The 13,284-nt window shown below is 45.8% G+C and carries 15 protein-coding genes; 3 read left to right on the top strand and 12 right to left on the bottom strand.

The window, feature by feature from the left end:
- Positions 1-32: 32 nt before the first annotated feature.
- Both glcK and ACNFN4_RS03125 read right to left on the bottom strand, forming a co-directional pair.
- Positions 33-995 (bottom strand): glucose kinase GlcK, encoded by a 963-nt coding sequence (gene glcK / locus ACNFN4_RS03130; protein WP_015417825.1) that lies wholly within the window; start codon positions 993-995, stop codon positions 33-35.
- Positions 996-1,029: 34 nt separating this feature from the next.
- On the bottom strand, positions 1,030-1,239 hold the full coding sequence (locus ACNFN4_RS03125; RefSeq protein ID WP_007408313.1) for a YqgQ family protein: 210 nt from the start codon (positions 1,237-1,239) through the stop codon (positions 1,030-1,032).
- A gap of 197 nt (positions 1,240-1,436) precedes the next feature.
- On the opposite strand from ACNFN4_RS03125, the gene nhaC reads away from it, so the two are divergent.
- Positions 1,437-2,801, top strand: coding sequence for a Na+/H+ antiporter NhaC (nhaC, locus tag ACNFN4_RS03120; protein WP_021494320.1), 1,365 nt, complete (start codon positions 1,437-1,439; stop codon positions 2,799-2,801).
- Between the two features lie 75 nt (positions 2,802-2,876).
- On the opposite strand, the gene ACNFN4_RS03115 is transcribed toward nhaC, so the two are convergent.
- The 3 genes from ACNFN4_RS03115 to rpmG all read right to left on the bottom strand — a co-directional run bounded on the left by ACNFN4_RS03115 (position 2,877) and on the right by rpmG (position 3,903).
- Positions 2,877-3,050 carry a hypothetical protein gene (locus tag ACNFN4_RS03115; protein ID WP_094296041.1) on the bottom strand — a complete coding sequence of 58 codons (174 nt, stop codon included), beginning with the start codon at positions 3,048-3,050 and terminating at the stop codon, positions 2,877-2,879.
- Between the two features lie 70 nt (positions 3,051-3,120).
- A complete protein-coding gene (locus ACNFN4_RS03110) occupies positions 3,121-3,675 on the bottom strand; it encodes a 5-formyltetrahydrofolate cyclo-ligase (protein ID WP_017418150.1) in 555 nt (184 codons plus the stop codon).
- A gap of 78 nt (positions 3,676-3,753) precedes the next feature.
- Positions 3,754-3,903, bottom strand: a complete 150-nt coding sequence (gene rpmG / locus ACNFN4_RS03105; protein WP_003153056.1) for a 50S ribosomal protein L33 — start codon at positions 3,901-3,903, stop codon at positions 3,754-3,756.
- Positions 3,904-4,249: 346 nt separating this feature from the next.
- Between rpmG and ACNFN4_RS03100 the strand changes: the two genes are divergently transcribed.
- Positions 4,250-4,603: a hypothetical protein gene (locus tag ACNFN4_RS03100; RefSeq protein ID WP_003153047.1), complete on the top strand. Its 354-nt coding sequence runs from the start codon at positions 4,250-4,252 to the stop codon at positions 4,601-4,603.
- A complete protein-coding gene (locus ACNFN4_RS03095) occupies positions 4,600-5,064 on the top strand; it encodes an endolytic transglycosylase MltG (RefSeq protein WP_022552954.1) in 465 nt (154 codons plus the stop codon). The genes ACNFN4_RS03100 and ACNFN4_RS03095 overlap by 4 nt, the downstream gene beginning before the upstream one ends.
- 99 nt (positions 5,065-5,163) lie before the next feature.
- On the opposite strand, the gene pstB (ACNFN4_RS03090) is transcribed toward ACNFN4_RS03095, so the two are convergent.
- The 7 genes from pstB (ACNFN4_RS03090) to ACNFN4_RS03060 all read right to left on the bottom strand — a co-directional run bounded on the left by pstB (ACNFN4_RS03090) (position 5,164) and on the right by ACNFN4_RS03060 (position 13,241).
- Complete coding sequence (gene pstB / locus ACNFN4_RS03090) at positions 5,164-5,946, bottom strand: phosphate ABC transporter ATP-binding protein PstB (protein WP_014418389.1); 783 nt, start codon at positions 5,944-5,946, stop codon at positions 5,164-5,166.
- Positions 5,947-5,957: 11 nt separating this feature from the next.
- Complete coding sequence (gene pstB / locus ACNFN4_RS03085; protein ID WP_014418390.1) at positions 5,958-6,764, bottom strand: phosphate ABC transporter ATP-binding protein PstB; 807 nt, start codon at positions 6,762-6,764, stop codon at positions 5,958-5,960.
- Positions 6,765-6,782: 18 nt separating this feature from the next.
- Positions 6,783-7,667 (bottom strand): phosphate ABC transporter permease PstA, encoded by an 885-nt coding sequence (gene pstA / locus ACNFN4_RS03080; RefSeq protein WP_007408306.1) that lies wholly within the window; start codon positions 7,665-7,667, stop codon positions 6,783-6,785.
- Positions 7,667-8,596, bottom strand: coding sequence for a phosphate ABC transporter permease subunit PstC (gene pstC, locus ACNFN4_RS03075; protein WP_007612605.1), 930 nt, complete (start codon positions 8,594-8,596; stop codon positions 7,667-7,669). Before pstC ends, pstA begins: the two co-directional genes overlap by 1 nt.
- Before the next feature lie 48 nt (positions 8,597-8,644).
- Positions 8,645-9,547 (bottom strand): phosphate ABC transporter substrate-binding protein, encoded by a 903-nt coding sequence (locus ACNFN4_RS03070; protein WP_007408304.1) that lies wholly within the window; start codon positions 9,545-9,547, stop codon positions 8,645-8,647.
- A gap of 155 nt (positions 9,548-9,702) precedes the next feature.
- Positions 9,703-11,850 carry a penicillin-binding protein 2A gene (pbpA, locus tag ACNFN4_RS03065; protein ID WP_029973866.1) on the bottom strand — a complete coding sequence of 716 codons (2,148 nt, stop codon included), beginning with the start codon at positions 11,848-11,850 and terminating at the stop codon, positions 9,703-9,705.
- Between the two features lie 101 nt (positions 11,851-11,951).
- A complete protein-coding gene (locus tag ACNFN4_RS03060) occupies positions 11,952-13,241 on the bottom strand; it encodes an MFS transporter (RefSeq protein WP_012118002.1) in 1,290 nt (429 codons plus the stop codon).
- Positions 13,242-13,284 lie beyond the last annotated feature (43 nt).

Raw genomic sequence — 13,284 nt, 5'->3', positions numbered from 1 at the left:
AGCCGCCCGCGATATGGGCAGGCAGACTTTCTTCAGCAGTTTTGATGTTTGAGCCATTCATTTTTGGCAATCCACGCCCCGCCGATGACTCCGGCGTCATTTCCAAGTGCCGCAATCGAAATATCGGCCGCTTCCGCAGAACGCGGGAATGCGGTGATTTTGAAAGTCTCTTCCACTTTTGACCGCAGGATTTCACCCGCTTTAGACACGCCTCCGCCGAGCACGATTTTCGTCGGATTCATGGCGCTTGCCAGATTTCCGAGCACGAGGCCTAAATGTTTTGCGACATAATCGACGACTTCAAGCGCTGTCTTATCCTGCTGTTTAGCCGCTTCGAACACGTCACGTGCCGTCAGATCATCCACTTGTAAGAGCGAAGAGTCGGAAACCGCCGCAAGCTTTTCTTTCGCGATGCGGACGATGCCGGTTGCGGACGCAATCGTTTCGATGCAGCCGGATTTTCCGCAGTTGCACGGAGCTCCTCCTTCCGGAATACTGCAAATATGACCGATTTCTCCGCCGGCCCCGTTTTTACCGTGAACGATTTCTCCGTTGACGATGATGCCTCCGCCGACTCCGGTTCCGAGCGTCACTAAAATGACATCTTTGGCCCCGTCACCTGCACCCTTCCACATTTCTCCGAGCGCCGCGATATTGGCATCGTTTTCAATGACGGCCGAAATACCCGTTTCCGCCTCAAGATGGTCTTTCAGCGGATAGTTTTTCCACCCCATATTTGTCGTCTCATAGACCATCCCCGTCGCCATTTCCACGGGTCCGGGCGCTCCCATTCCGATCCATTTTACGATCCGTTTCGGCTTGTTCAGTTCTTCCAGCTTCTGGTCAAGCGCTTTGGCGATCGTGACCGTAATTGTGTTTCCTGATTTATCGGTCGGAACTTCCCATTTATGCTGAATTTCACCGTACATGTTGATGAAGGCCAGCTTGATGGTTGTCCCGCCAAGATCAATCCCCGCAAACCATGTATCTTCCATAATAATCTCCTTTTCTTATTAAAATCCTGCTTTGTTATCTGCCTTTGATCCGCTCCGATTCTCTCTGAAGAACACCGGCGGCTTTTTGCCATAATTCTCTTTCAATCACGTTTGACAAGTACATTTCCTTTAATTCATCTTTCATAAAGTCTATTTCGGCTTGTCTGTCACCGAAATAAACGATATGTCCGAATGACTTAAACAGCTGCTGCACGTCATAAAATGAATTCATCTTCTTCACCATTTCTACTCTTCTTAGTATAAGCGTATTTCATCACTGATCCGGGCGTCAAGCAAAAAACGATTGGAGAAAATATCCTTGTATTATTTTCATAAATTATATATTCAAAATTGTAAAAAAACACTCATTTATGCGTTTTTCTGTTACAATACTTTCGTGCCCAAAAGCACAAAAGGATTAAAGTTTGATGGGGTGTTGTTTTGAAACAAGAAAAAAGGCTGACGTTCATCTCAGCCATCAGTTTATTTGTCTTGATGTTAGCAGTCATTATTTCCTGCCTGTTTTTCTTTCATACAGAGCCGCATATGCCGCTGTTCTTTTGCGTCATTATTCTGTCTCTGGCAGGTTTGTGGCTCGGTTTCTCGTGGGACAGTCTTGAAAAAGGAATTGTCAGCGGATTGAAAAACGGTGTGCAGCCGATTATCGTGCTGGCTTTGATCGGTGTGCTGATCGGCGCCTGGATGTACAGCGGCGCCATTCCCACCGTCACCGTTTACGCTTTGTCAATTATACAGCCGAGTCAGCTGCTTTTGACCGCATTATTTTCCTGCATGATTATCAGCACGCTTGTCGGCTCAAGTCTGACAACTGTCAGTACAATCGGCGTCGCGCTGTTAGGGGTAGCAAGCGCGGCGGGAGTTCCGCTCGAATGGACGGCGGGAGCAGTCATTTGCGGGGCTTGTTTCGGTGATAAAATGTCACCGATGTCCGACACGACGAATTTTGCCGCCGGAATCGGCGAAATTCCGATTTTTAAGCATATTCGCCATATGATGGGCACTACCGTTCCGGCACTGCTGATCACGATTGTTCTTTTTTATATTCTCGGTTCATCGGTTTCAATAAATGCCGCTTCAACGCAAAATATTGAGGCGGTCATTTCCGGAATAAAAGAGGCCGTGCACGTTACGCCTTGGTCGCTTCTTTCACCTCTGTTGGTGATCATTTTAGCTGTGAGACGGGTTTCCGTGATTCCGGTGCTTACCGCCGGTATTATTTCCGCAGGGCTTCTGACTGCTGTTTTTATTCCTGACAGCAGCATTCAAGGATTTATATCCGCCCTGCAAAGCGGGACGGCGTTTAAAACCGGCGACCAGGCTGTGGCCAGCATTATCAACAGGGGCGGGCTCCAATCGATGATGGGATCAGTCTCTCTGATCATGATCGCCTTTGCGCTCGGCGGCCTGATGGAAAAAACGGGCCTGATCGCGGCGCTGCTTCAAGGATTGATAAAAGGCGTGCATACGAAAGGACGTCTTGTCATGGCGACCGTCTTCTCAAGTATAGGCGTAAACCTTGCGACAGGTGAGCAGTATTTGTCGATCTTAATTCCGGGCCAATCTTATAAACCTTTATATGACAAGCTCAGCATTAAGCGGATTCACCTTGCGCGGTCGCTTGAGGACGGCGGAACATTGATCAACCCGCTGATTCCCTGGGGAGTAAGCGGCGCTTTTATGGCAAGCGCATTAGGGGTTTCCGTCATCGACTACCTGCCGTTTACCTTTTTCCTGTACATTTCTCCTATGATCTCAATTCTGCTCGGTTTCCTGAAAAAAAGCTGACAATACGAGAAAACCTGCCGTTTTTTACCGGCAGGTTTTCTTATGCAAAAAATCCCGCTGAAAAACGGGATTTGTTTAAAATGCCTGCTGAATGAATTTGTTTCTGATAAACGGTATTTTTAAAAAGAAATGAATGAATGACCGTCTGATCCCCGGCTGGCTGAGCACGCTGTTCATCAGACGGTAGCGGTTTTGGTAAACGGCTAAAACAGATACGGCGCATAATGAGTAGATCAACATTTTTTTCATCTTATCCCTCCTGCCCCTATCGTTTGTCAAACAGCGAGAATTATTCCGGTGCAAGAAGTTTTTTATGCGATTAAGCGATGGTTTCAGATTCAGTCACGATCATATCGACCGGAATATCGTGGGGCATGCGGGGAATGCGGTCTGTCAGCTGGCAGTCAAAGAGAAGCGACACGGTACGGCCTTTATAACCGGAGAGGTACCGATCATAATATCCTCCGCCGTATCCGATTCTGAAGCCTTCCCGGTCAAAAGCCACGCCGGGCACAATCACAAGGTCAATGTCTTTTTGGGCGGCTTTTTCCGTCAGGCTCTCGATCGGTTCACTGAGGCCCGCATATACGGTTTCCAGCTGATCATACGCAGAAAATGTACGGAACTCCATCGCTCCCGTCTGCGGAAAGCATTTTGGGATACAGACTTGTTTTTTCTCTTTCCAGGCCTGTTCAATAATCGGCCGTGTCGGAATTTCCAGGCGTGTCGAGATGGTAACGGCGATCACGCGGGCCTGTTTCCATTCTTTTAAAGAAAACAGCGTTTCACGCATGCTGCGGCATTTTTTCTCCCATTCACTTTCTGTCATGTCAGAAAGCTTTGCTTTTATATCGGTTCTGATTTGTGCTTTCACGTTTGTCAAACCTCCCTGAAAGACAAAAAAGCCAGAACTTTATTGAAAGCTCCAGCTTTTTCCGCTGTTTTAAACAGCTTATTTTGTTTCACGGTGTAACGTAGATTTTTTATCACGTGGGCAATATTTTTTAAATTCAACGCGGTCCGGATTGTTGCGTTTGTTCTTTTTAGAAATATAGTTACGCTCACCACATTCAGTGCAAGCCAAAGTAATATTAACGCGCATTATTTTCCCTCCAAACTAAATATCATTTACTTATTCAGACTTATATATAATACCACTATAATGGACGGAATGCTAGAGTGATTTACATGAAATGTTGTTTAAGTGCAGAAAACATCAGTTTACGCTTCTGATCCTCTGAATGAGCCTGCGTCAGATGAAGGGAAAATATGACGAAACAGGACAAAAAAGGACTTTCTGATACGAAATCTATAGAGAAATAACCGTTTGCTCCCCGAATAAAAAAGATTTCCCGACAAAATTCCGTTTTTTTCTCTATTTCCTTTAGAATGGCGGCGTTTTATGGTATAAAAAAGAAGGGCAAATTAATAATAGAAGGTGATGAAACGTGGAAATTGCTATTATTGCGTTGTTTATCGTCAGTATAGCGCTTATTGCATTCTCATATTCTCAAAGAGATCCGATGAAAGACGTGGAACAGGAGCTTGAAACGCTTCAGCTTTCCGCCATGCAGGAAATTTACAAGTTGAAAAAGAAAATGACGGTGCTTGAAGAAGAATTGCTGGAAACCAACCTCGTGATCCGCAAAGCCAAAAGCAGCGGCATTAACCAAAAAATCGCCAAACAAATCATTTCAAAATATAACAACGGAATGTCTGCGGAAGCCATCGCAAAAGCGGAGCACGTGTCTGTCGAGGACGTCAATACCATTATTAAAGATAATGAGAAGGTGCTCGTATGACAAAACGGGGCATTCAGGCTTTTGCAGCAGGCATGATTTTAGCGACGGCCGTTCTCGCCGCTGTCTTCTATTTGACTGACCATGACCAGGCAGCCGCCGTTAAAACCGAAAAAACAGCATTGACAGAAAAAGAAGTAAACAGCTACCTCGACGATCAGCAAAAAGTCTCCGTCAACCGGGATGACTATCAAAAACTTCTTGATTCTAAAGAAAAATCGTTAAACAACGACCAAAACACAGACGACAAAAAGAAAAAAGTAACATACAAACTGACGATTAAAAACGGAATGAGCACTGCTGATGTGTCATCCATTCTTGAAAAAGAAGGGATTATTCCTTCAGCGAAGGACTTTAATGATTACGTCATTGACGCAGGCTACCATAAAGAAATCCGCGCCGGCCATTTCAAAGTCGACTCAGATATGAGCTTTAAAAAAATCGTCAAAACATTAACCCGCTAAAAAAGCTTGCAGGCATCGTCCATTCAGATGGATACGGCCGGCAGGCTTTTTTAATAAGCAATATAAAACGGACCCGGTCAATGGCCGGGCCCGTTTTTTTCATCCGAATTTTCCGGTGATATAATCATGTGTTTTTTGATGATCCGGCTGAGAAAATATTTTGTCCGTATCCCCCCACTCTACCAGTTCGCCCATATAGAAAAACGCGGTTTGATCAGAGACCCTCGCAGCCTGCTGCATGTTGTGCGTCACAATGACGATTGTATACTTTTCTTTCAATGTCAAAATCAGCTCTTCTATTTTCCGTGTGGATACGGGGTCGAGAGCGGACGTCGGTTCATCCATCAGAAGGACGTCCGGTTTGGTGGCGAGCGCCCTTGCGATGCACAGCCGCTGCTGCTGACCGCCTGACAGTGAAAGCGCCTGGTGGTGAAGGCGATCTTTCACTTCATCCCAGAGCGCAGCTGCCTTTAAAGATTCCTCGGCGATTTCAAGCAGTTTCTTTTTATTTTTTTCGCCGTGAATTCTCGGACCGTACACGACATTCTCAAATATTGACTGCGGAAACGGATTTCCTTTTTGAAACACCATACCGATTTGTTTTCTTAATTCTGCCGCATCCGTCTTTTCTTTCAGCAGATTGCGCCCGTTATAGATCATGTCGCCTGTCACTTTGACATTCGGAGCCATTTGCAGCATTAAGTTTAATGTTTTAATAAAAGTGGATTTCCCGCAGCCGGACGGACCGATGATCGCAGTTACCTTCCGCTCCTCAAAACCGATCGTAATGTCTTTTAAAGCCTGATGGGCTCCGTACCATACGTTCATGCCGTGAATATCAAATAAATTCTGTGTGTGCACCGCTTCCTTCACAAGGCTCACAGTCCTTCCCCCTATCCGAACTTTCCGTTAATGTAGTCATCTGTCTTTTGCGCTTTAGGACTCGTAAAAATTTGTTCTGTCTGCCCGTATTCCACCACTTCCCCGTTTAAAAAGAAAGCCGTTCGGTCAGACACCCTCAGCGCCTGCTGCATGTTATGCGTAACGATAATAATCGAATAATCTTTTTTCAGTTCTGTCAAAAGCGTCTCGATTCTGGCGTTTGAAATAGGGTCCAGAGCTGAAGCCGGTTCATCTAAAAGAAGCACGGCAGGTTTCATCGCAAGCGTACGGGCGATGCAAAGGCGCTGCTGCTGGCCGCCTGATAACGAAAGAGCCGATGAATGAAGCCGGTCTTTGACTTCATCCCAAAGCGCAGCCTTCGTTAAGCTTTCCTCGACCGCATCATCCAAAACGGCTTTCCTGCGTTCACCCGCATACTTCAGCGCATGTGTGATGTTATTGTAAATGGATTTCGGGAATGGATTCGGTTTTTGAAACACCATACCGATCTCCCGTCTGAGAGACACGACATTAATCGCTTCCCCCAAAATATTCAGCCCTTCATATAGGATCTCTCCCTCGCTTCTTGCCGAAGGAATGGCATCGTTCATTCTGTTAATCTGTCTCAAAAATGTTGATTTCCCGCAGCCGGACGGACCGATCAGAGCCGTCACCGCATGTTTTTCAATATCCATGTTTACATCTTTAACCGCTTGTTTGTCACCGTAATAAATTGATAAATGCTTCACTTCCAAAATTGAAGACTCCGGCGAACGCTTTGTCTGTTCCGCATGTTCCCTGATGATGTGATCAATCATGTTTTCGCCTCTTTCCGATTAATTTGCCGTAAGCTTTTTATAAATGACAGATCCGAGCCATCTTGCACAAAGGTTAAACAAGAGCACCGAAATCACCAGCACCGCCGAGCCGCCGTTTGCAATCGCTTCGGCGTCAGGGATGATTCCCTGCGTATTGACACTCCATATATGAACCGCCAGCGTCTCAGCCGGCCTGAAAATGTTGAAAGGAGATGATTCAGAAAACGGGTTCAAATCCGTAAAGTTCAGCCGCGGCGTTGTCAGTCCTGCTGTAAATAACAATGCGGCTGCTTCTCCGAATACTCTTCCTGATGCGAGAATGGCTCCGGTTAAAATCGAAGGAATCGCACTCGGAATCAGCACCGTTTTGACGGTATGCCATCTCGATACGCCTAAAGCGAGAGAAGCTTCTTTCAGCTCCTTAGGAACTGCAGTGAGCGCGCCTTCTGTCACCCGGACCATAACGGGAAGGTTAAAGACGGTTAATGCGAGCGCGCCTCCGATAATCGTGTAGCCCCATCCGGTCAGGTTGACAAACATCAGCATGCCGAACATCCCGATGACAATGGACGGAAGCGAAGACAGCACCTCAATACACGTTCTGATAAAATCAGTGATTTTATTTTGGGGCGCATATTCAGCCATAAAAACGCCGCCCCCCACACCAAGCGGTATCGTGATCAGCATGGTGATAAACAGAATGTAAAAGGAGTTAAAAAGCTGATCCCGTATTCCGCCGCCTGACGCAATGGCGCTCGATTTTGACGTAAGAAAATGCAAGGAGATTTCAGAGACGCCGTGAATAAGAATGTACAAAAACAATCCTGCCAAAATCGCCGCGATTACAGCGGCGCATAACCCGAATACACCGGTGGCCAATTTATCCGTTATTTTCCGGTTCATTACACTTTCCTCCTAGATGACAAGTAGCGTATGAGCAATATAAACAGAAACGACATGATGAGAAGAACGAGCCCCATAGACCATAACGTATTATTTTCAATACTGCCGTATGTGGTATGGCCCATGTTTAACGTAATAATCGTCGTTAATGTTCCCGCCGTATCAAGCAGGCTTTCCGGCAGAAGCTTTGTATTTCCGATAACCATCTGTACGGCGAGTGCTTCTCCGAACGCTCTTGCCATCCCGAGCACGACAGCGGTCAGCAATGTCGGAAACGCCGCCGGGATAAGCACCTTTCTGATTGTCTGCCACCTCGTCGCACCAAGCGCATATGAACCGTCGCGAAGGTGTTTCGGAAGTGACGCAAGCGCATCAGCGGAAATCGATGTAACAGTCGGCAGAATCATTACCGAGAGCACGATCGTCCCCGCCAGAAGGCTGTGACCCGTTCCGCTTGATTTAAAAGAGCCGATAAACGGAACCAATACTGTAAGACCTATGAATCCATAAACGACGGACGGAATGCCGACAAGCAGCTCAATTACCGGCTGCAGCACCTTTTTTCCCCAAGTCGGCGCAATTTCCGTCATAAACACGGCACCCGCAATACCGAGGGGCGCTGCGATCAGAGCGGACAGAACGGTGACCGCAAATGATCCGAAAATAAAAGGCAGCGCGCCGAACTCAGGTTTTGCCTGGGTTGGATTCCAATTCAGACTTGTTAAGAACTCAATCGGGCTTACACCATTTACAAAAAAAGATTGCAGCCCCTTTATGCCGAGAAAAATTGTGATCGCCGCTGATGCCGCAATGATAATCGCGGCACACACAGACACAATCACCCTTCCGCGGACTTCATCCAATTGCCTGTTTTGTTTTGAGCTTATTAAGCGTTCGCTTACAGACTCTTTTTCTCTGTGATTTATCATTTGTTTACACTCCTATAAAGAAGAAGAGGCGGGGAGCCCGCCCTCCCCTCAGCTTTGCTTGCCGTTTGCGTCACGTGTGACTTTCATATCAGAGATCGGAATGTAGCCTTGATCTTTTACGATACTTTTCTGTACTTCATCGCTGTTCATATAGTCAAGAAACGTTTTTGTAAGGCCTGACGCTTCTCCTTTCGTATAAGAGTGCTCGTAAGCCCAAATCGGATACTCGCCTGTGACGACGTTTTTCTCTTCCGGTTTGATGCCTCCGATCGATAAAGGCGTTACTTTGTCATCGTTTATATAAGAGAATGCCAGATAACCGATTGCTCCCGGCGTTTCCGCAATGATTTTTTTAACTGTATTGGAGGAATCCTCTGTAATGCCCTCAGCAGGATCTGCTCCGTCAAGCGCGTATTTGACGAACGTAGCGCGTGTTCCTGATGAATCAGGACGGTTCACGAGTGTAATTTTTTGATCTTTACCGCCAAGCTCTTTCCAGTTTTTAATTTTTCCTGTAAAGACGTCTGTCAGCTGTTTTTTGGTTATATCCTTTACGCCCGCACCGGGGTTGACCGCAGCCGCCATCGCCACTACCGCTACTCGGTGGTCTTTTAGGGCTTTCGCATCAATGCCTTCTTTTTCTTCAGCAAAGACATCTGAGTTGCCGATTTGCACTGCCCCTTCAGACACTTGCGAAAGACCTGTTCCTGAACCCCCCGCTTGCACCTGCACATCAGCATCCGGATGTTTTTCCATAAACTTTTCCGCCGCTGCCAGTACTAACGGCTGCATGGCCGATGAACCAGAAATGGTTAAAGAACCTGATGCTTTTTTATCCTCACTTGCAGATTGACTGTCTGTCTTGCCGCTTTCCTTTGCATTTCCGCATGCTGCAGCAACAATCATAACAGCAGCCATCAGAAGCATAAGCATCCATTTGTTTTTTTTCATTTCCTGAATTCCCCCTGCATTTAATGTGTAATTTGTCCTACACGTATAGAGTAAAGGGTTCTTGTAAAATGCGTATAAATCAAGTGTTAAGGTTTTGTAAATCCGGATGTTTTTTTGTATAAAAAAAACGCTCACAAGTTGTGAGCGTTTTTCTGTTAGTTGTTTGTATTGCCGTTTTCAGCGTCTTCCTGAATTTTATCTTCGTTTTTCTGCTTCGTATTATTATCTTCTTGTTTCTTTTTCAGCTCAAAGTATTTGTCCAGAGCTGCTCTTCCTATATCATCCGTAATCGAATATCGATCGCTGTAATTAATATAGGCCCAAGGAACGACTACAGAAATAGCTACTTCCGGATTATCAGCAGGTGCATACGCGACAAGAGTCGTGTTATATGTTGCTTCACCCGTCTCTGATTTGTCAGGACCGTCATAGAAAGATTGCGCGGTACCCGTTTTACCGGCAGGACTGTATGTCGCAGTCGCAAAATCAGTTGCGGCTGTCCCTTTTGTCATGACGCGTCTGAAACCTGCCTGCACTTCTTTAATGTCTGCATTATTCATATCAATCTTATTCAGTACTTGGGGCTGAACAGACTCTACAACGGCTCCGATTCCTTTTTTCGAATCAGGCTGCCTGACCTCTTTTACAAGCTGAGGTTTCAAACGATAGCCTCCATTGGCGATTGTAGATACATACTGCGCCATTTGCAGCGGTGTAAACGTATCATACTGTCCGATGGCAAAGTCTAACAGAAGACCGGAAATTCGCTGTGACCCTTGGTACCCGGTCGCTTCATTCGGAAGATCAATCCCCGTCTTAACTCCGAGTCCGAACTGATTGAAGTAGTATCTGAAAGTATCGAATGCCTTCATATCAAGCGGCAGGGACTGGCCTTTTTTGTACTCCCCTTTACCGACGGCAATCGCCGTTTTGAACATGAACACGTTTGATGATTCCTGAAGCGCTTTTTGGATATCTACGGGACCTAAATTCGTCCATGATTTTTTCGGGTTTTTACTTCCCTTGAAATACATAGGTTCATCCTGAAAAACGGTGTTCAAATTAATCGCGCCCGTCTGCAGTCCGGTCAACACCGTCGCTCCTTTGACCGCCGATCCCATTGCGTAGGAGGAAGTCATTGCGCCGAGGGCATAATCATTAATTTTGTACTTTCCATGATCATTCGTAATCTGTTTGCCGGCCATCGTCAGCACTTCTCCGTTTTTCGGGTTCATCATGACGACGAAGGCCCGATCAAGAAGCTTCGTGCTCGGTCTCGCTTTTGCCGATCTTAAATTTTTCTCAATGATTTTTTCAACGGATTTCTGCAGGTCCATATCAATGGATAACACAAGGTCTTTGCCGGCCTGCCCTTTTGAAATCACTTTGCTGCCCGTGACATTTCCGGATGAGTCGGTTAAGTTCTGCACTTTCTCTTTTTGACCCTGCAGCAGGCTTTCATATTGATATTCTAAATAGCTTTTTCCGACCCTGTCATTCCGGCTGTAGCCGAGTGACAGATAGTGATCCAGCAGGTTGGACGGAAGACCTTCGTTCGAACTGGATACACTGCCGAGCAATGTCCGGATCAGGCTTTTATAAGGATAAGACCGTTCCCAGTCAGACGTCACGTCAACCCCCGGCAGTTCATCTAAATGTTCGCTGACGACGGCCATTTCTTTTGCCGACACGCCTTCATTTTTGATGTATTGAGGCGTCAGGGAGTATCCTGAATCCATCTGTCTTTTGATCGCAAGGATCTGCATGTCTTTTGAAGTGAGCTCATTCAGCTGTTTGTCTGTGATGCGTTTCAGCTGAAGCTGATATAAATCATCGTCAGACAGTTTTTTGTCTTCAGCTTTTTGGTTTTCTTCGGCCGTAATCAGTTTTTTCGCTTCATCAGGCCTTGTTAACATCCAATAGTCTTTTTTATCCCGCTCAGTCACCTTTTTGGTGCTTACCTTAATCATACCCGACAGTTTTTTTGCGATTTTTAAACGCTGCGCCTGGGTGGTTGAGGCTGAACGTGTATATGTAATCGCATTTAATGCTTTATTCGTTACGATGGGATTTAGGTTCCGGTCGTATATTTTCCCTCTCGGAACCGCCGTGCTGACATCAGACTCCTCTTGCTTATTAGCGGCGTTTTTATAATCATCACCCTGAACGATCTGCTTGATGCCAAGCTCGACGATAATCCAAGTGAAAATAAGAAACGCAACCAAAAACAAAAAATTAAGCCGGATCGGCAGTGATTTTTTCTTTTCTTTGTTTACAGCTATTTTCTTTTTATTTCTCCTCATGACATCACCTTTTCTTATTTACAGAAAGAAATGACACCTTCTGTTCAGGTGCCATTTTTCATTCTAAAGGTTTTTTCGATATTTTTCTACAGATAACCCTTTTATCTTTCTCCTTTTATAAAATTCGGTTCCGCCGCCTGTTTTTGTCGGTCTTCTTCTACTGTTTCATCAGAAGTTTCCGTATCCAGTTTGATGTCTTTTATAAAGTAATAAATCAGCGGATGCCCGGCTCCGAGCAGCACGAGCGCCGCCGGTATCCCCACTTTTTCCTTGAACAATGTAACGATTACAAGGAAACAAAGGATGGAAACGATCCGGCCCGCATTTAAAAATAACTCCCTGAGCACAATGTATTCAATTCTGGCTTTTCTGGCAAGCCGCGCCCGGCCTATCACATCATATGTAAGCGAGACATACGGCACGAGCAGAACTGGATAGCCGATCGCAATAAACACTCCGTACAAAAGGAGCGTCGTGAAGCTCATTTTAAAAATAATGAGAAACAGAGCGCCGTACAAGATCAATCCGCCGATAAGAATCGCCTTTTTCCGCGCTCTTTTTTTGATGAGCCTTGATGCAAAATAATAGGCAAAAAAAGAAACCGCGGAATTGACGAGGCCGAATGTTCCGAGCGCCAGCTCACTGTTTGTCGCAATGAATACAAATACGCTGATTAAAAAAACAAAAATCCCTTCTCTCAAGCCTTGAAAAAAGTGCGCGTTGGTAATCCGGCGCCAATTCAGATTCGTGTGGCGCTCATCAAAAACTTTTTTCAGCATAAACCGGCCTTTCGACTCCCTCCGCTTCAGAAAAAAGCTCATGACCACGGCAAGGGCAAATAAGCCGAGCGACAGGCTGAAAATGATTGTATAACCCGTATTGTTTTCAAGTCTTGAAATGACATATCCGGCCACAATCGGACCGATCATGCCCGCCGATGAAGACAAAATGCCTAAAAACCCGTTAAAAAAATCTCTCGTTTCCGGTTCCGTGATTTCGAAAGTCAACACATTAAAAGCCAGCCAGTAAAAGCCGTATCCAACTCCGAGCACGGCCCCTATCAAAACAAGACGGGAAGCCGCAGTTTCTCCGGCAAGCAGCACACTTAAATAAAAAGCGGCCAAAAAGATAACGCCGAACCTGAGAATAAACACTCTGTCAATTTTTTTAGCCAGCCGGCCCGCCAGCAGAAAGGTAACCGGCTGCATCGTCACGACCGACAAATTGTATATGGCCAAATCAATAAATTTTCCCGACTGCTTCCACAAATACACGTTGACAAATGTATTTGACAGCGCGATGCCCAATGAGTAAAGGCCGCCAATCGTCAATAACAGCAGCAGCCCTTTATTTATTTCGATGTCGCCGATAATTTTTTTTATTTTGCTCATCATTGACTCCCCTTTACTACACATTAGTTTGTCTCACTCAAAC

It is taken from the genome of Bacillus sp. N1(2025) (assembly GCF_053470005.1).
This window is presented reverse-complemented; position numbering and strand designations above follow the sequence as displayed.